Genomic DNA, 18,550 nt, shown 5'->3' on the forward strand with positions numbered 1-18,550 from the left:
AACAAACTCAATACTATTCTTCTTCGTAACAATTAAAAATTATCGAGTAGCCATATTCTAACGCTTCTTCATATAATTCTTTTTGATCTTCGTCCACATCATCTACAGAGTCTAATGTAAAGTACTCTTCTTCTATTTCTGTTACTTTCCACCCTTCATCTTTAATATAAAATTTGGCTAATCGTATAGCTCCTTCTATATCTTTATAATCTATATATAAACTTACGTAAGCTCCTATAACTTCATCGTAATGTTCTGATGATTTTCTTGGTTTTGCTAAGGCATTTATTAAAAACATATCTAATTTCTATTTTTTTAAGCTAATACTCCTCTATGTGGTTTTAATGCATCTCTAAAAGTTTTCATATGCGTTTCATCTACAGTAATAAAAGCATATGTATGCATTGGATTTACTTCTTTATAATTTACCTCATCATATGGTAAGTTATCAATTTGTGCAAACTCTTTCAAATGTATACAATGATGTTTTGCTGTTTCTAAACCATCTGGTCCTTTAAAGTCCCAAATTAGTTTTATTTTTCTACTCATCTCTTTATTCTATTATACTAATTTCCACTCTTCTATTAAATTGCTCTTCTCCTCCTAAAGGTTTTGTATATGCCATACCTTTATAACTAAGTCTTTGCTTATTTATTCCTTTTGCTACCAAGTACTTTAATACTCTTTTTGCTCTTGCTTCTGATAAATTCTTTTTTCCTGTTCTAGAATTATAAGCATCTTCTTTAGGGTTATCTGTTTTTGGACAACAAATATGACCTAATATTTTAATTTTAACTTCTGAATTTATTTTTAAAAACTCATATAATTCGTTCAAAGCTTTATTACTATTTCCTGTAAAATAATCTTGCCCTGGTAAGAAATACACGTTCTGTAGTGTTATGTTATTCTCTTTTTTTAAGTCTGAAAAGTCGTTAACCTTATTTTTCCCCTTCGATAAAAGTACTTTTATTTCTACTTTTCTATTCTTAAAATTTACACCATTTAATTCACCTAAACCAGTACTTTTAACTACATCAAACTCTTTAAAATACTTAGCTACTTCTTTAGCTCTTTTATTAGATAAAATATTATTATATCCTTCTTTACCTAATTCATCAGTATAGCCTATAATTTCAATTTTATCATTCTTATAATTCAACTGTTTTTTAAAACTCTCTATTTTATTTATTTCAGACTGCTTTAATTCAAACTTATCAATATCAAACAAAATAGTTTGAAATCTACTTTCTTGAGAAGAAACTGAACCTACCAGTAGTAAACAAATTATAATCAAGCAATTTACTTTTTTCATACATTCTTTATTTTCAACAAAAATACCCAATTCTTTATTGAATTGGGTATTTTCTCAACTAACTAATTATAAATCGTTTTAATTTACTTTCCAGTCGTAATTAATTTTTCTCTTTAGATATTTCTTTAAAGGTTCTAATCCTATTTTTTTCCTTCTTTCATCTACATTATTAGGATTTTGTAGTGGAAATGGCTCCAACTTCCTCTCTTTATTATATCTAAATTGCATTCCGTATAACTGTAATTTCCCAGTATTTACCAAAATACGATCTTGTATTTTAGCATATTCTACACAACTTCCCTCTCCATCTAAACATGCTTGCTTTATTTTAGGCAAATATTTAATACGCACAGATTCTTTTTCATGATGATTTATTATTAGCAAAGGTCCATCAGCAGCTAACTTACCCACCATAGAATATGAAGGCCATCCGTTTTCTGAAATTAACTTTTCCATAGCAGCAAAATTTCCTTCGGTAAGTTCTTTTTTCATTTCTGCTATTGGATAATACCAATGAGGAGCTTTACCATTTTTCATATAATAACGTTTAGCCATATCCAATTGATAATCTAAAGATTGATCTTTCATTATTAATCTTAGCAGCTGTTTTGCATATTCTGGATTTTTCAGCTTTAGTTTTTCTTTCTGATATTTAGCCATCTGCATTTCTTCTATCTCATCCCACCTTTCGTCCTTTGTTAATGGTAAAAAATCATTATCTGCCAAACACCATAAAGAATTACTCTTTTTTAGCGCCTTATTTAAATAGTGAAAGGCACTATCTTTTTTATACAACAATGCATAAGCACATGCAAGATTATAAGTATCATTATAATTATCGGAGTCTTTTTTTAAACTTAACTTATAAGCATCAATTGCTTCCTCTAAACTCCCTTTATCTCTAAGAATATCTCCTTTACTTTGAGCTAAAGTAGAAATACTAAATAGTAAAATAATTAAGCTTTTTTTCATAGCTTTTTTTGCTCTTTTAATGGTGTACTTAATAATTGAATAACTATAGCTATTGCCATTCCTAAAGTTGGAGTAATTAACATATTAGATAAACCACCAAAAAGTAAATTATTATTAACGCCTCCTGCTTTTGATATAAAATAAAAACTATGTAATAATCCCAACATCAAAGAAAAAACACTAATAACTATACTCCAATTTACCAACTTTTTAATTTTTTGGTTATAAACCTCTTGATTTTCCTTCTCCTTTAACTTCTTAAAGAAGTAGATAAATGCTACTATTAAAAAAACATATAAAACAACAACAAACTTTAAATCTCCGTTTGTTAAAAAATCTAGTAAAGGCATTCTCATATGTACAAATGTTTTTGAATTAATATTTATTATTTTCTTGTTCTGTTATTAAGTAAGACTTAAAAACCTGAATTAATTTTCGAGTACTTGAACCTGATGAAGCATTAAAAGTAAGGCAGATAGTTAATTTCAACTTTGGAAAATACGCTACTGCTGACCTAAATCCATCAATAGCACCATTATGACCATAAACCGTCATTCCATTAAAGTCTACAACAGAAACTCCCATTCCTATTTCATCTTGGGCTGCTGTCATTTTTTTTATCATATTTTCTGACAAAAACTCACCTGTGAACAATGCATTATAAAATATACTAACATCTTTGGCATTAGAAATTATTCCTCCCGCACCCATTGTTCCAGTTAAATTGGTATGAAAAGTAATCGAATGCCATTTACCTCCTTCTGGGTAATAACACATTGCTTCATTCTTAGAAAAATCAATATTTTTTCCAAAGTCTGTCTCTTGTAAACTAAGTTTATCTATAATTCTTTCTTTAAGAATCTCTTCAAACATTTTACCCTCTACATCTTCTGCTATATAAGCTAATAGAACATAATTAGAATTAGAATATTCTGTTTTAGAATTAGGAACAAATAGACTTTGATAACTCATTATTTTATCAAGCATCTCCTTCCTTTTTCTAGGTTCACTAATCCAAACCTCAAAGTTTTTATCGTTAGTTATATTATAGATACCACTTCTATGATATAGCATATCTGAAATAGTAATTTTCTCTGAATTTGTTATTCCTGAAAAGTATTTGCTTAATGGAGTATCAAACGACAGCTTGTTTTCTTTTACAAGCTGTAAAATAATTGTAGCTGTAAAAGTTTTACTAATTGAACCAATTCTAAACCTTGTTGCTATATTGTTTTTTTTATTTAAATCCATATTGGCAAACCCTATAGATTTACTATATACCTGTTTTCCATCCTTTAGAATAAAAACATTACCCATAGCCTTGTTTTCTTCCTCTAAACTTTTTAAATAACTATCTAAATTCTGACTCTGTGTACAGCTCAAAAAAGAGCATAAGAGTACAATAAGAGCTAAAAGTTCTTTCTTCATATTATTAAAATTAATTGTGATATTTTAAGTTAGTTTTTCTTTAAAGTAAGTAATATTATTCCTAGCCTAGCAATTACAAAAGCTAACATTCCAAAAGAAGGAGATAATAAACTTATTTTTAATCCACTTGCAAAAATAGAAGGATGCATGCCTGCATCAAATGTAACTTGATCAAATGCACTAATCATTCCTATCATAAACCCCATAAATCCCCAAACTAAAGCCAACAAACTAATATGACTAACCAGTTTTTGCCCTCTTTTATCTTCATCACCTTTTAGAAGTGCTTTAATCAAAAGCCCAATACAAATCAGCAACATGATTAATATTGTATACATAAACAAGGGACCTCCTTCTGTTAATAAATTAGCAAATAAAAATGTCATTTTTTTATATTTTAAAATTAATACATTTCAAATCTATCAAACAGTTTGTCCTTATTTTTATAAATGCGATAAGTGAATTAATTAGACAGATAAATTACAACTTTAGTTATCCTTTATATCTTATCTCATATTTTATGTAATCTTACTTGATAATCTTGTATTTCATCGCAAAAAATATGTTTTCTAAATAAAAAAAGTAATATTGTAAACTTATGAAAAAATCAGATTTGATTATTAAAATATTACTTAAATGCAGTATCCATTTATTATTTTGGATAGGTGTTTATTTTTTCTATACTTATTTTTTAGGCTATGGAAGTATTAACACTAAATATGTTAATCAATTTTCATGGTTTTTAATGCCAATTACAATTGCATCTGGTTATTTTTTCTTTTCTTTTCTAATACCTAAATATCTTCTTAAAAAGAAATATTTAGAATTTGTTCTTTATTCAGTTTATACCTTTATTGTATCTTTCTTTTTTATTATAATTTCAATATTTGCAGGATTAGTTTTCTTAGCTGATTCAATAATTACTGGAAGTAACATTCCTCTTACAAAAGGAATCTTATTTATTATTCTAGGAGTATATTTTATAATTTTTATTGCCATCACCTTAAGTTTAACAATACACAGTCATACAGCTTCTTTAAAAAATGATGATTTAAAAAATAAATTCTTACAAACTCAACTCCAATTAAAAGAACAAGAATTAAAGTTTTTAAAAATACAAATCCATCCTCACTTTTTATTCAATACATTAAATACTTTATATGGATTTGCGTTAAAAAAATCTGATGATGCACCAAACATGATTTTAAAACTCTCTGGCTTATTAGATTACATTTTGTATCAAATTGATAAACCATCTGTACTTTTGAGAAATGAAATTGAGCATATAGACAATTACATTACCTTAGAAAAGATGCGTTTTCAAGATAGCTTAGATATTCATTTCTATAAAAGAATTGAGTGCAATGATGTAAAAATACCTCCAATGCTATTATTACCTTTTGTAGAAAATGCATTCAAACATGGAACTCAAGTTAATGGGATTTTAAAAATCAATATTTCAATAAAAACATCTCATGATTCATTGGAATTCAACGTTCAAAACCCTATGAAAAACATTAGTTCTTCTAAAAAAGGCATTGGTTTAGAAAACATAAAAAAACGCTTAGAAATGTTATTTCAAAATCATTATTTTTTAAACATAACTCAAGAGAATAATATCTTTAAAATTCAACTTAAAACTCCGCTCAATCATGTCTAAAAAAATAACCTGTGTAATTGTCGATGACGAGCCTATAGCCAGAGAAATAATAACTTCATTTGTTACTAAAGTTCCCAATCTAGAACTTTTAACCACATGTAGTAATGCTACTGAAGCTATTCAATTCATAGAAAAGAACACTGTTGATTTATTTTTTTTAGACATCAATATGCCAGAAATAACAGGTTTAAGCTTAGCTAAAATAATAGGTCAAAAATCAAAAGTTATTTTTACTACTGCTTATAGAGATTATGCCGTAGATGGATTTAATTTAAATGTAGTTGATTATCTATTAAAACCAATTGCTTTCGAACGTTTTTTTGAAGCTGTTCAAAAAGTAACAAAAACCAATAATACACTTTCCATTACAAAGGGATCTAGCAAAAAAGAATTTATGTTTATTCGCTCAGATAGAAAAATGATAAAAATCGATTTTAATGAAATTGAATACATAGAAAGTCTGGGGGATTACGTTAAAGTTTTTCTTAAAGAAAATGTTGTAGTTACAAGAGAAACAATGAGCAATATAGAAAATAAATTACCTCAAAATAATTTTGTTCGAATTCATAGATCTTATATTGTTTCTCTTAATAAAATCTCTTCCTATACTAATGAGTTTATCGAAATAAATAAAAAGGCATTACCTATTAGTAGAAGTTATAAAGAAAGCACATTACAAAAATTAGCAGAAGTGTAAGTGAAACTTTATCTTTACGGCAAAATTTTTACACTTTGAATACAGCAGAATTTAAATTCCAAGCTTCTGAAAAATCAGTAGAAAACTTATCCGTTACATGGCAAACTCCAAGCAACATCGCTTTAGTTAAATATTGGGGGAAAAGTGAACCTCAAATTCCTAAAAACGCATCTATTAGCTTTACTTTAAACAATTGTCATACTACAACTACAATTGAGTTTACTAAATCGGAAAAAAATGAGAATGCTCAATTCGAATTGTTTTTTGAAGGAAAAAAGAAAGACGATTTCAAACCTAAAATTGCTAAATTTTTTGAAAGAATTCAAGAATATTGCCCATATATATTAGAGTACAATATGGTTATTTCTTCTAAAAATTCTTTTCCTCACAGTAGTGGTATTGCATCATCTGCAAGTGGAATGTCTGCTATAGCCATGTGTTTAATGAATTTAGAAAACAAATTAAATCCTGACTTAACAGAATCGTTTATAAATAAAAAAGCTTCTTTCTTAGCCAGACTCGGGTCTGGAAGTGCTAGTAGAAGTATTAAAGGACCAATTGTTGTTTGGGGTAAACACCCAATTATTGAAGGTAGTTCCGATTTATATGGTGTAAAATTACCTTATAAAGTTCATCCTATTTTTGAAAACTATTGCGATACTATTTTATTAGTAGATAAAGGTGAAAAGCAAGTAAGTTCGACTGTAGGTCATAATTTAATGCATAATCACCCTTATGCAGAACAACGCTTTATACAAGCAAATGAAAATTTAGAAAAAATAGCAGAAATACTTCAAAATGGCGATATTAAAGCCTTTGTAAATTTAGTAGAAAGTGAAGCATTAACATTGCACGCTATGATGTTAACTAGTAACCCTTATTTTATTCTAATGAAACCTAACACTTTAGAAATTATCAATAAAATATGGGAATATCGTAATGAAAATGATAGTAACATTTGCTTTACTTTAGATGCTGGTGCAAATGTTCATGTTCTTTACCCTAACTCAGAAAAGACTGAAGTAGAGCTATTTATTAAGAATCATTTAGCTAATTACTGCCAAAAAAATCAGTATATTTGTGATAGTGTGGGGTTGGGAGCAAAACCACTATAACCTTAAATTCCTTGAAATTATGAAAACTTCAACATTAATAATAGTTATGTTTTTTGGTTTCTTAACTTCATCTATAACTGGTCAAGAAACAATTTGGTTTGATAAAAACTGGAAAGAAACAACAAAAGAGAATCATGAATTCTATAGACCAGCACCAAAAAAAATTAAAGATGGTTTTTGGATTGTAGATTATTATAAAAATGGCCAAATTCAAATGGAAGGATACAGTACTGTTAATAAACCTGACGGGGAAGTATTTGACGGTTTAGTTATTTATTATCACCCTAATGGTAAACCTTTTCATAAGGCTAATTATAAAAATGGTAAGTTAGACGGAGTTCGTAAAGTTTTTTACGAATCTGGTGAATTAAAACAACAAGGAAAATATAACGATGGTAAAAGAGAAGGTGTATGGAAAACCTTTTACAAAAATGGTAAAATAGAAACCAAAGGAAAATACAGAGACAACGAAAAAGTTGGAGTTTGGAAGACATTTTATAAAAATGTGTACTAGTTTGTACACTTATACAATTACTTGTACTTTTGCCTTGTAACTAAAAAATTATGAAAGGACCTTTATTTTACGCAAAAATATTACTCTTTGGTGAGTATGGAATTATAAAAGACTCTAAAGGGTTAGCTATTCCATTTAACTCATACAAAGGAGCCTTAAAATCGGCTAGTAACTTAACAGGAGAAGCAAGCAAGTCAAATAATAGTTTAGCCAACTTTTATCAATACCTTGCTGATTTAGATTCAAATATTGTTTCTTTCGATTTAACTTCTTTAAAAAATGATATCGATAATGGAATGTATTTCGATTCATCAATCCCACAAGGATATGGTGTAGGAAGTTCTGGAGCTTTAGTTGCATCTATTTATGATAAATATGCTAACAATAAAATTACTGTTTTAGAAAACTTAACTCGTGATAAACTGTTAGTACTAAAACAGATTTTTTCATTGATGGAATCTTTTTTCCATGGAAAAAGTTCTGGTTTAGACCCTTTAAATTCATATTTAAGTTTACCAATTTTAATAAACTCAAAAGAAAATATTGAACCTGCTGGTATTCCTTCTCAAAAAGAAGGTAAAGGAGCTGTATTTTTATTAGACTCTGAACAAATTGGAGAAACTGAACCTATGGTAAATATCTTTATGAATAAAATGAAGAACGAAGGGTTCCGTAAAATGTTAAGTGAAGAATTTTCTCTTCACACTGATGCTTGTATCGATGATTTCTTACAGGGAAATATTAAATCGTTATTTGGCAATGTAAAAAAGTTATCAAAAGTAGTTTTGACGAACTTTAAACCTATGATTCCTACTCCTTTTCATAAAGTTTGGGAAAAAGGTATTCAAACCAACGATTATTATTTAAAACTTTGCGGTTCTGGTGGTGGTGGTTATATCTTAGGTTTTACTGAAGATTACCAGAAAGCAAAAAACAGTTTAAAAGATTATAAATTAGAATTAGTATATCGTTTTTAATAATATTACCATGAGTAGTACTTTAAAAACAAATACTTTTTTGTTAAAAATATTTAGTCTTCTTTCTGTAGTTAGAGGATATAATATATTAGTATTAATAGCAGCCCAATATTTGGCTGCTATTTTTATTTTTTCAGATAAAAAATCGATAAAACCTGTTCTTTTAGACTGGCACTTACTTTATTTAGTTATCGCAACAGTTTCAGTAGTTGCTTCTGGGTATATCATAAATAATTTTTACGATAAAAATGCCGATAGAATTAATCGACCTATAAAATCTGGTATCGACTCTTATGTAAAACAAGAAACTAAACTTTCTTTATATTTCTTTTTAAATTTTGTTGGTTTTGGTTTTGGATGGCTAGTATCTTGGAGAGCAGCTTTATTTTTTGCTTTATATATTTTTGGCATATGGTTTTATTCTCACAAACTTAAAAAACATCCTTTTATAGGTCTAATAAGCGTAACTACTCTAACTATACTGCCTTTTTTTGTTGTTTTTATACATTATAAAAATTTTTCAAAAGTAATTTTTGTACATGCTGTATTTCTTTTTTTAGTTATCATGATTAGAGAATTAATAAAAGATCTAGAAAATATAAAAGGAGCTATTGCTAACAACTATAATACATTTCCTGTAAAATACGGAGAAAAGAACACCAAGAAGCTAATTATCCTATTAATGGTTTTAACCTTAACACCAATTGGGGTTTTATACAACTACCCTGCTATTGAGTATATGAAATATTATTTCTATTTAGCTGCTTTCACTTTATTTTTTATTGGAATTTACACCTGGAAAGCAACCAGAATAAATCAGTATCGCCTGTTACACAATATTTTAAAAATCTTATTATTAATAGGAGTATTTAGTCTACTATTCATAGATAAGTCATTAATTTTAGACAAAGTCGTTGAAGTTTTAGATTAAAAATCAAATAATTGGCGTACATTTGCCCACTTTTTAAAATTTAAGCATGAATTCAAAAAACTCGTCGAGAGGACGACAAGCTGATCGTAACAGCAATCCTCAAGGAAATAAAAGATTTAATAAAGGTTTCAAAAAAAACAAACCTAATAAACCTGCTCAGAAAAAAACTGAAGATACCGGTATTCGTTTAAATAAATTTATTGCTAACTCAGGAATCTGCTCTCGTAGAGAAGCTGATACTTATATTGAACACGGTAGTGTTTCAGTAAACAATAAATTGGTTACCGAAATGGGATATAAAGTTCAACCTGGAGACGAAGTACGTTTCGATGGAACTTTAATTTCAATAGAAAAAAAGCGTTATATTTTATTAAATAAGCCTAAAAACTATATTACTACGATGGAAGATGACCGTGGTCGTAAAACAGTTATGGAAATTGTAGCTAACGCAACAAAAGAGCGTATTTACCCTGTTGGTAGGTTAGATAGAAACACTACTGGTTTATTATTATTTACTAACGATGGAGAATTAGCAAAAAAGCTAACTCATCCAAAACACAACGTTCGTAAATTATATCATGCTTCTTTAGATAAGAAACTTTCGTTATCTGACTTAGACAAACTAAGAGGTGATGTAATTATTGAAGGAAGAAAAGTTTTTATTGATGCCGTTTCTTATGTAGAAGGTGAAAGAAAAACGGAAGTAGGTATTGAAATTCATTCTGGTAGAAATAGAATTGTTCGTAAAATATTTGAACACTTTGGATATACTGTAAAAAAATTAGATAGAGTTGTTTTTGCTGGCATGACTAAAAAGAATTTACCACGTGGTAGATGGAGAGAGTTAACTCAACAAGAAGTAAACAACCTACAAATGTTATAACAAAAAATCCCGAGTAAAAACTCGGGATTTTTTTATTTATTTTCTTTCTTATGATCTTCTTGCACTTCTTCACTTCTATATTTACAACAAGGATGTAAATTATCATACGCTTCTTTGGTTGCTTTTATAGCTTTAGTATCATGACCAACATTTGCTAAGTTTTGTTGAATTGTTTTAACGTCTGTTTTACGCTCATCAATAATTAATTTCAACTCATGAGTTTTTACATTCCATTGTGCATATTTAACACCTTTACTATTTAAAGCAGCTTTTTCAATACGTCCTTTACACATCATACAAACTCCATCTACTTCTAAAGATACTTTTGCATTTTTCTTCTTTTTCTGAGCTTGTGCTGAAAAACCAATCAGCAATAAACCTATTATAAATATTATTTTTCTCATGTTTTTATGTATTATTTAATTGTTCTACTATTTTTTATTAATCAATTTTAAATCGTAATCCTGTATAAAAATTACTTCCAAATATAGGCGCATACACAATTGTTGTATCAAAGTTTGCTCCAAATGGATTATTACTTTCTATGATAGGATTTTTCTGTTTATAGTTTGTAATATTTTCTGCTCCCGCATAAATCTCAAACTTTTTTGAAAACACTTTTGTTATCTGAGCATTCAATAAATTATAGCTCTCTGAATATGTAGGTAATTGATGTTGTACCGGATTAGATTGTGTATTTGGCAATCGCTGCTCACCAATCCAATTATAGGTTACATCAAACTTCCAACGGGCATCATTTTCTTTTTTTGAAGTTTCATACGAGACGTTGGCAAAAAAGCGATGTTTTGCTTGTAAAGCCTTATCTAAGTTTCCTGACTTATAATCGGTAGTAACATCATAAAACTTATATGAAAACCTTGTATTAAAATACGGTATAATATTCTGATTTATTTCAACCTGAAAACTGTTTGCTATACTTTTTCCATTCAAATTATAAAATGAAATTTCTTGAGGATTTTCCCAATCTACCACAACTTGATTTGTAAAGTTTGTTTGGTAGAAATCAAAAGTAACATCTCCTTTTCTTCCAAAAAGTTTATACCCTTGTAAAAAAGAGACCCCATAATTCCATGCTTCTTCTGGATTTAAACCATAAATTTCACCACCAACATCATCTATATTGATTTGTCTTGAAGAAGCAAAGAATTGTTGATTTTCAGCAAAAATATTTGCACTTCTTCTTCCTTTACCTATCGAACCTCGCAAAACTCCTCTTTCCCAAGGCACATACCTAGCATGTAAACGTGGGGTTATAAAAGTTCCTAATAAATTATGAGTATCGATTCTTAATCCTGCTGTAACACTAAGGTTTTCGGAATTATCGTAAGCATATTCAAAAAAAGCACCAAAAGAATTTTCTTTACGATTATAATTTTGAGCTGTAGTTACTCTTACAAACTCATCATATCTATCATATGTAAAACTAACTCCTGTTTTAAATTTATTTCTAGTATCTCCAATAATTGAGTTAAAAATAAAATTGGCATAAAAACTCTGATGCTCAATATTATAATCTCTTAAACCAAAATACGAATCTTGTTTATGATTACTATAAGCAGCTTGAAAGCCCATACTTTGAAAAGGTAAATCTGGAAATACATATCCTACTTTTGTAGAAGCATCAAATCGTTTTGTTTTAATCTCACTTCCCCATATAGTATTTGATCCTTTATGAATATCTGGATTAAAATTAGTTTGCCCTACCTGTTTCTCATCATTTAAGTATCTAAAATTAATAAAACTCACCCAACCTTTTTCAACATTAGTATACTGCCATCGGTTCATTATATTAATTTGTTCTGCTAAAGGATTATCTAAAAACCCATCTTTATTATTATCAAACTTCTGCCCTCTATAATCTCCATGAACATACACTCCTGTTTGCCACTTATCATTCAATTCCTGATTAAAGTGTGTATTCAACTCTAACCTTCCTCCTACAGAACCATAAGCATTTGCAAAGAACTTATAATCGGTAAATGGCTTTACCAGTTCTGCGTTTACTTGTCCAGAAATACTTTCATAACCATTAGTTACACTTCCCGCTCCTTTAGTTATTTGAATACTTTCAACCCAAGTTCCCGGAGTAAAAGAAAGTCCAAATGCTTGAGAAGCTCCTCTAATAGAAGGAATATTTTCTTGTGTTATTAATAAATATGGACTTTCCAAACCTAGCATTTGAATTTGCTTAGTACCTGTTAAAGCATCTGAAAAGTTCACATCAATAGATGGATTCGTTTCAAAACTTTCTGATAAATTACAACAAGCAGCTTTTAATAACTCTTCACTATTGATCGTTACTAAATTCTGAGTTTGTAAATACGATCTTTGGGTAGCACTTTTCTTTGCTTTTATTGAAACCTCTTCTAACGTATTACTCTCATTTAAAAAGTGACGTATAGGTTTTAAGCTATTAACAATTAATGTATCTGTTTTATAACCAACAAAACTAATTACTAACTTTTTATATTCTTTTTTATAAGGTATTACAAATTTACCTTGTTCATTAGTAGTTACCCCTACACTTGTATTTAACCAGTATACACTAGCTCCATAAATCCCTAAATTATCTTTAGGATTATTTTTATCTACAACTGTTCCTTCAATTGTTTCTTGAGAAAAAGCTATAGAAGTAATCAGTAATAAAATACTGAGTATATTATTTTTCATTATTTAATATCATACTAAATTCTACAATTCTTATTTCAACTGAAAAGAATTATAAAATCATATGATAAAAACTTCGTGAAGTACCTGTATATCGAAAACTAAATCAGGTGGTGAATAATATTGGTGAGGTATAAATTGTTTTTCTTCTTCTTGAAAAATCAATTTATAAGACATTAAAAAAGCTACAAATAATTTAGCTTTCTTAAAAACTATCTTTTCTGAAGAAACTTTTTGAATTTCATCTTGTCCATCAATTTGATGAACTTCATTTTTACAACATTTATCTTTCTTTTCTGTACTTTCACAATCGTCTTGCTCTAATCCATTACAAGAACTTGCTTCACCAAGATAAGATATGTCAACTAAAAAATCGCCACAATAATGTTTATCTACCGTAAAAGAAAAAGTAGAAAACAACACTAACAAAGCTAGTACTGTAGAAAATATTTTAGACATTAACTGTTTCATGAAATGCAAATGTACAAAAAATCAAAATTGTGTTTTTTATAACAGTTGTTAAAACTACTTTTGTAAGTTCTAACGTTTGATTACGAACTAGGTATTAAATTTACGAATAATGAACTTACAAGATTTAAAAAATAATATTGATAAAATTACAGATAGCAATTCTGACAAAGAATTAAAGCTACAACAAATATGTGATTACTTAGCTTCTGAGATTTCTTATTACGATTGGGTTGGGTTTTATTTCAGAAACGGAGATAAAGAGGAATTAAAATTAGCTCAATTTAATGGAGAACCTACTGACCATACTATTATTCCATTTGGAAAAGGGATTTGCGGTCAAGTAGCTGTTAGTAATGAAAACTTTGTTGTTCAAGATGTTAGCGAACAAGATAATTATATTTCATGCGGATGGAAGGTAAAATCTGAAATTGTAATTCCAATTTTTGTAAACGAAGAAAATATCGGGCAAATAGACATTGATTCTCATACAGTTAACGCTTTTTCTAAAGATGATGAAGAGTTATTAGAGTATACATGTAAAAAAGTTGCCACTTTTATTTAATTTTTTTTGTAAACATTTGATTATTAGGATTTTTTTTCTTTTATTTGAACAGTTTTATTAATCCCACATAATCCCCTTAATTATGAGCACTAAAGAATACCCTTCTTATGCTGCATTAGGCAATGCTAATGCTCAATCAAAATCTCAACAATCTTTATTAGAAAAATTTACAATGTGGTTTCGCGATTTCTTAGAAAATGCGGAATAAAACAATACTTTTTTCACATTTTGTTGTATAAAACACCACCAAAATTCTAATATTTTTGGTGGTGTTTTTCTTTTGTTATCTTCTAAAATAATTATTGCGTAACCTTTACTGTTTTAGTAGCTTTGTTCGCTTAACAACACAACAACAATGAACAATACAAAAACTATTAAATCTGCCCTAATTTCGGTATTTCACAAAGACGGATTAGAACCTATTGTAAAAAAGCTTAACGATTTAGGGGTAACTATTTATTCTACTGGAGGAACTGAAAAATTTATTAAAGATTTAGGTATTCAAGTAGTACCAGTTGAAGATGTAACTTCTTATCCTTCTATTTTAGGTGGTCGAGTAAAAACATTACACCCAAAAGTGTTTGGTGGAATCTTAAATAGACAAGACCATGAAGGTGATGTAGCAGAGATGCAAGAATATAACATCCCTCAAATAGATTTAGTTATCGTAGATTTATATCCTTTTGAAAAAACAATAGCTTCAGGTGCTCCTGAACAAGATATTATTGAAAAAATTGATATCGGAGGGATTTCTTTAATTAGAGCTGCGGCAAAGAACTTTAAAGACACTGTAATAGTTTCTTCTATGGAACAATACGATGAGTTTTTAAATTTAATTTCTGAAAATAGTGGTGAAACTTCTATAGCAGACAGAAAAAAGTTTGCTGCTAAAGCTTTTAACATCTCTTCTCATTACGACACAGCCATCTTTAACTACTTTAATGCCGACCATGAAGAAGCTTCTTTAAAAATTAGCGAAACAAATGGTAAAACATTACGTTATGGAGAAAACCCTCATCAAAAAGGTTTCTTTTTTGGCGATTTAGATGCTATGTTTGATAAATTACACGGAAAAGAATTAAGTTACAACAACTTATTAGATGTAGATGCCGCTGTAAATTTAATGAACGAGTTTAAAGGAGAAAATCCAACATTTGCTATTTTAAAACACAATAATGCTTGTGGTTTTGCTCAAAGGGAAACAATTTACCAAGCATATGCTGATGCTTTGGCAGGAGATCCTGTATCTGCTTTTGGAGGTATTTTAATTTCAAACACCAATATTGATAAAGCTACTGCTGAGGAAATTCATAAATTATTTTGTGAAGTAGTTATAGCTCCATCTTTTGATAATGATGCTTTAGAAATTTTAAAAGGAAAAAAGAATAGAGTTTTACTAGTTCAAAAAGAAGTTGAACTTCCTAAAACTACTGTAAGAACTTGCTTAAATGGAGCATTAGTTCAAGATAAAGACTTTATTACAGACAAATTAGAGGATCTATCATACCCTACAAACAATAAACCAAATAATAATGAGTTAGATGATTTATTGTTTGCTTCTAAATTATGTAAAAACACAAAGTCAAATACTATTATTTTAGTAAAAAACAAACAATTATTAGCTGGTGGTACTGGACAAACTAGTAGAGTTGATGCTCTTAAACAAGCAATTGAAAAAGCTAATAGTTTTAATTTCGATTTAAATGGTGCTGTAATGGCTAGTGATGCTTTTTTCCCATTTCCAGATTGTGTAGAAATTGCACATAATGCAGGTATAAAAAGTGTAATTCAGCCAGGTGGTTCTATTAAAGATCAACTAAGTATTGATTTCTGTAATAACAATGAAGTTTCAATGGTTTTTACAGGAACAAGACATTTTAAACATTAATAATTTTAGATGCAGAAACATTACAGATTTTTATTAGATTTGTAAGATTCCACTTAAATATAAAAAACAAGGATACCATATGGGTTTTTTCGACTTTATGACTGAAGACATTGCAGTAGATTTAGGAACTGCAAACACGTTAATTATACACAACGGAAAGGTTGTTATCGATAATCCATCCATTGTTGCTCGTAATAGATTGACTGGTAAAATTATTGCTACGGGTCATGAAGCGAACAGAATGCAAGGAAAAACACACGAAAACATTAAGACAATACGTCCATTAAAAGATGGGGTTATTGCCGATTTTCAGGCTTCGGAAGAAATGATCAAAGAATTTGTAAAACAAATTCCTGCCATAAAAAAGAAGCTTTTCCCACCATCATTACGAATGGTTATTTGTATTCCTTCTGGAATTACTGAAGTAGAAAAACGTGCCGTTATCGATTCTGGTCGCCATATGAATGCTAAAGAAATCTATTTGATTTATGAACCAATGGCTGCTGCAATTGGTGTTGGTGTTGATATAATGGAACCTAAAGGTAATATGATTATTGATATAGGTGGTGGTACAACTGAAATTGCTGTTATTGCACTTGCAGGTATTGTTTGTGATCAATCTGTAAAAGTTGCTGGTGATTTATTTACTAGTGACATTATGTATTACATGCGTACACAGCACAACTTATATGTAGGTGAAACTACTGCTGAGAAAATCAAAATTCAAATAGGTTCTGCAACAGAAGACTTAGACACTCCTCCAGAAGATATGATGGTTCAAGGACGTGATTTATTAAGTGGTAAACCAAAACAAGTACAAGTTTCATATAGAGAAATAGCTAAAGCATTAGATAAATCAATTTTACGTATTGAAGATGCTGTTATGGAAACTTTATCAAAAACTCCACCAGAATTAGCTGCCGATATTTATAATACTGGTATTTATTTAGCTGGTGGTGGATCTATGCTTAGAGGCTTAGATAAACGTTTATCTAGAAAAACTGATTTACCTGTTTATGTTGCTGAAGATCCTTTACGTGCTGTAGTTCGTGGAACTGGTATCGCATTGAAAAATCTTGAAAAATACAAATCTGTATTAATCAAATAAATTTTAATGATTATTTATGCAACAGCTTATTTATTTCTTACAGAAGTATAAACACTTTTTGTTTTTTCTATTTTTAGAAATTATTGCTGTTGCATTAATCATTAATAATCACTCTTTTCACCGAAGTAAATTTATTAGCTCAACTAATTTTATTACTGGTGGCTTGTATAATAAGTCTTCAGAAATTTCTGAATACTTAAATTTAAAAGACCAAAACAACTTACTTGCTGAAGAAAATACTTTGTTGCGAAATAAATTAGAAAAAATTTACGCAATAATAGACACAACAAAAATTACTTCAGTGTCAGATTCGCTATATCCAAACCAACAATACAAATACATTAACGGAAAAATTACCAATAACTCATATAACAAATCCAACAACTTTATAACTATCAACAGAGGTTCAAAAAATGGTGTTTCTACAGAAATGGCTGTTATTAATAGTAAAGGAGTTATAGGAATTACTGATAATGTTTCTGGTAAATATGCTAGAGTTCAATCTATTTTAAATTCAAAAAGTAGAATCAATGCTAGCTTTAAAAACAACAATCATTTTGGGACTTTAACTTGGAATGGAAAAGATTACAATACAGTTCAATTAACAGACATTCCTCGTCAAGCAATTTTCAAGGTTGGAGATACAATTATAACTGGAGGTAAATCTACTATTTTTCCAAAAGGAATCCCTATTGGAACTATACTTGAAGTTCCTGAAAAATTATCAGCTTCTAACACTATTGATGTTAAATTATTTAATGATATGTCTAACTTAGGACATGTTTACATGATAATAAATTTAGATAAAAAAGAAATTAAAACTGTAGAAAATGAATAAGACTATCTATATCATATTTTTATTTGTTTTTCTCTTGTTATTACAAGTTCTTGTGTTAAACAATGTATCTTTTTTAGGGTATGTAAATCCTTATTTATATATAGTTTTTGTTTTTCTTTACCCTTTAAACACTAACCGTTTTCCTTTTTTAAGTTTAGCTTTTTTACTTGGCTTATGTGTTGATAGCTTTTCTAACTCAGGAGGCATGCATGCTTTTTCTATTTTATTCATAGCATATATAAGACTATTTTTAGTGAAAACTATCTTTAAGAAAACAGAATCTGATTATTTATTATTTAACCTAAGGTTAGAAACATTTGATAAAGTATTTAATTACACTGTAATTTTAACACTTATACATCATTTCATTTTATTTAGTTTAATTAATTTTAGTTTTTATAATTTTTCAGACGTACTTATTAAAACACTTTTTTCTAGTGTTTTTACGTTAGTATTATATTTCTTAGGAAGTTTTATCTTTAAAAGAAAACTTGCATAACCATATT

Annotated in this window: 23 protein-coding genes; 13 read left to right on the forward strand and 10 right to left on the reverse strand. The window is 28.6% G+C overall.

Features of this window, described 5'->3' with window-relative positions; genetic code table 11:
- Positions 1 to 13: 13 nt before the first annotated feature.
- The 7 genes from MHN29_RS12695 to MHN29_RS12725 form a co-directional block, all read right to left on the reverse strand.
- Positions 14 to 298: a hypothetical protein gene (locus tag MHN29_RS12695; protein WP_235274948.1), complete on the reverse strand. Its 285-nt coding sequence runs from the start codon at positions 296 to 298 to the stop codon at positions 14 to 16.
- 17 nt (positions 299 to 315) lie between these two features.
- Positions 316 to 549, reverse strand: coding sequence for a hypothetical protein (locus tag MHN29_RS12700; RefSeq protein ID WP_235274949.1), 234 nt, complete (start codon positions 547 to 549; stop codon positions 316 to 318).
- Between the two features lie 4 nt (positions 550 to 553).
- The gene (locus MHN29_RS12705; protein ID WP_235274950.1) at positions 554 to 1,312 is read right to left on the reverse strand and encodes an OmpA family protein; all 759 of its coding nucleotides are present in this window, start codon (positions 1,310 to 1,312) and stop codon (positions 554 to 556) included.
- Positions 1,313 to 1,390: 78 nt separating this feature from the next.
- Positions 1,391 to 2,284, reverse strand: coding sequence for a tetratricopeptide repeat protein (locus MHN29_RS12710; RefSeq protein WP_235274951.1), 894 nt, complete (start codon positions 2,282 to 2,284; stop codon positions 1,391 to 1,393).
- On the reverse strand, positions 2,281 to 2,640 hold the full coding sequence (locus MHN29_RS12715; protein ID WP_235274952.1) for a hypothetical protein: 360 nt from the start codon (positions 2,638 to 2,640) through the stop codon (positions 2,281 to 2,283). Before MHN29_RS12715 ends, MHN29_RS12710 begins: the two co-directional genes overlap by 4 nt.
- Positions 2,641 to 2,659: 19 nt before the next feature.
- Positions 2,660 to 3,712, reverse strand: a complete 1,053-nt coding sequence (locus MHN29_RS12720; RefSeq protein WP_235274953.1) for a serine hydrolase — start codon at positions 3,710 to 3,712, stop codon at positions 2,660 to 2,662.
- Between the two features lie 29 nt (positions 3,713 to 3,741).
- The gene (locus MHN29_RS12725; RefSeq protein WP_235274954.1) at positions 3,742 to 4,098 is read right to left on the reverse strand and encodes a hypothetical protein; all 357 of its coding nucleotides are present in this window, start codon (positions 4,096 to 4,098) and stop codon (positions 3,742 to 3,744) included.
- A 212-nt stretch (positions 4,099 to 4,310) separates the two neighbouring features.
- Here MHN29_RS12725 and MHN29_RS12730 point away from each other — a divergent pair, with 212 nt between their 5' ends.
- From MHN29_RS12730 to MHN29_RS12760, 7 genes are read left to right on the forward strand one after another with little or no spacing between them, the layout of a single operon-like run.
- A complete protein-coding gene (locus tag MHN29_RS12730) occupies positions 4,311 to 5,372 on the forward strand; it encodes a sensor histidine kinase (RefSeq protein ID WP_235274955.1) in 1,062 nt (353 codons plus the stop codon).
- Positions 5,365 to 6,069 (forward strand): LytTR family DNA-binding domain-containing protein, encoded by a 705-nt coding sequence (locus MHN29_RS12735; protein ID WP_235274956.1) that lies wholly within the window; start codon positions 5,365 to 5,367, stop codon positions 6,067 to 6,069. The genes MHN29_RS12730 and MHN29_RS12735 overlap by 8 nt, the downstream gene beginning before the upstream one ends.
- Positions 6,070 to 6,104: 35 nt before the next feature.
- Positions 6,105 to 7,184: a diphosphomevalonate/mevalonate 3,5-bisphosphate decarboxylase family protein gene (locus MHN29_RS12740; RefSeq protein WP_235274957.1), complete on the forward strand. Its 1,080-nt coding sequence runs from the start codon at positions 6,105 to 6,107 to the stop codon at positions 7,182 to 7,184.
- A 19-nt stretch (positions 7,185 to 7,203) separates the two neighbouring features.
- A complete protein-coding gene (locus MHN29_RS12745; RefSeq protein WP_235274958.1) occupies positions 7,204 to 7,698 on the forward strand; it encodes a toxin-antitoxin system YwqK family antitoxin in 495 nt (164 codons plus the stop codon).
- 50 nt (positions 7,699 to 7,748) lie between these two features.
- Entirely contained in the window at positions 7,749 to 8,675 is a 927-nt protein-coding gene (locus MHN29_RS12750; RefSeq protein ID WP_235274959.1) for a mevalonate kinase, read from the forward strand.
- A gap of 10 nt (positions 8,676 to 8,685) precedes the next feature.
- Positions 8,686 to 9,606, forward strand: a complete 921-nt coding sequence (locus MHN29_RS12755; RefSeq protein ID WP_235274960.1) for a geranylgeranylglycerol-phosphate geranylgeranyltransferase — start codon at positions 8,686 to 8,688, stop codon at positions 9,604 to 9,606.
- A 46-nt stretch (positions 9,607 to 9,652) separates the two neighbouring features.
- Entirely contained in the window at positions 9,653 to 10,489 is an 837-nt protein-coding gene (locus tag MHN29_RS12760; protein WP_150900979.1) for a pseudouridine synthase, read from the forward strand.
- A gap of 32 nt (positions 10,490 to 10,521) precedes the next feature.
- Here MHN29_RS12760 and MHN29_RS12765 read toward each other — a convergent pair whose 3' ends face one another.
- From MHN29_RS12765 to MHN29_RS12775, 3 genes are read right to left on the reverse strand one after another with little or no spacing between them, the layout of a single operon-like run.
- The gene (locus MHN29_RS12765; RefSeq protein WP_150900980.1) at positions 10,522 to 10,893 is read right to left on the reverse strand and encodes a heavy-metal-associated domain-containing protein; all 372 of its coding nucleotides are present in this window, start codon (positions 10,891 to 10,893) and stop codon (positions 10,522 to 10,524) included.
- Positions 10,894 to 10,930: 37 nt separating this feature from the next.
- A complete protein-coding gene (locus MHN29_RS12770; RefSeq protein ID WP_235274961.1) occupies positions 10,931 to 13,180 on the reverse strand; it encodes a TonB-dependent receptor in 2,250 nt (749 codons plus the stop codon).
- 57 nt (positions 13,181 to 13,237) lie between these two features.
- The gene (locus tag MHN29_RS12775; RefSeq protein ID WP_235274962.1) at positions 13,238 to 13,648 is read right to left on the reverse strand and encodes a hypothetical protein; all 411 of its coding nucleotides are present in this window, start codon (positions 13,646 to 13,648) and stop codon (positions 13,238 to 13,240) included.
- Between the two features lie 109 nt (positions 13,649 to 13,757).
- Here MHN29_RS12775 and MHN29_RS12780 point away from each other — a divergent pair, with 109 nt between their 5' ends.
- The 6 genes from MHN29_RS12780 (at position 13,758) to mreD (ending at position 18,543) form a co-directional block, all read left to right on the forward strand.
- On the forward strand, positions 13,758 to 14,210 hold the full coding sequence (locus MHN29_RS12780; RefSeq protein WP_150900983.1) for a GAF domain-containing protein: 453 nt from the start codon (positions 13,758 to 13,760) through the stop codon (positions 14,208 to 14,210).
- Positions 14,211 to 14,292: 82 nt separating this feature from the next.
- Complete coding sequence (locus MHN29_RS18295; RefSeq protein ID WP_255689397.1) at positions 14,293 to 14,418, forward strand: hypothetical protein; 126 nt, start codon at positions 14,293 to 14,295, stop codon at positions 14,416 to 14,418.
- Positions 14,419 to 14,565: 147 nt separating this feature from the next.
- The gene (gene purH / locus MHN29_RS12785) at positions 14,566 to 16,098 is read left to right on the forward strand and encodes a bifunctional phosphoribosylaminoimidazolecarboxamide formyltransferase/IMP cyclohydrolase (RefSeq protein ID WP_235274963.1); all 1,533 of its coding nucleotides are present in this window, start codon (positions 14,566 to 14,568) and stop codon (positions 16,096 to 16,098) included.
- 79 nt (positions 16,099 to 16,177) lie between these two features.
- Positions 16,178 to 17,206: a rod shape-determining protein gene (locus MHN29_RS12790; RefSeq protein ID WP_028890183.1), complete on the forward strand. Its 1,029-nt coding sequence runs from the start codon at positions 16,178 to 16,180 to the stop codon at positions 17,204 to 17,206.
- Between the two features lie 16 nt (positions 17,207 to 17,222).
- Positions 17,223 to 18,044: a rod shape-determining protein MreC gene (mreC, locus tag MHN29_RS12795; RefSeq protein WP_235274964.1), complete on the forward strand. Its 822-nt coding sequence runs from the start codon at positions 17,223 to 17,225 to the stop codon at positions 18,042 to 18,044.
- Positions 18,037 to 18,543, forward strand: coding sequence for a rod shape-determining protein MreD (mreD, locus tag MHN29_RS12800; protein ID WP_235274965.1), 507 nt, complete (start codon positions 18,037 to 18,039; stop codon positions 18,541 to 18,543). Before mreC ends, mreD begins: the two co-directional genes overlap by 8 nt.
- Positions 18,544 to 18,550 lie beyond the last annotated feature (7 nt).

This window comes from Tenacibaculum sp. Cn5-46 (genome assembly GCF_022347705.1).
Classification (GTDB): domain Bacteria; phylum Bacteroidota; class Bacteroidia; order Flavobacteriales; family Flavobacteriaceae; genus Polaribacter; species Polaribacter aiptasiae.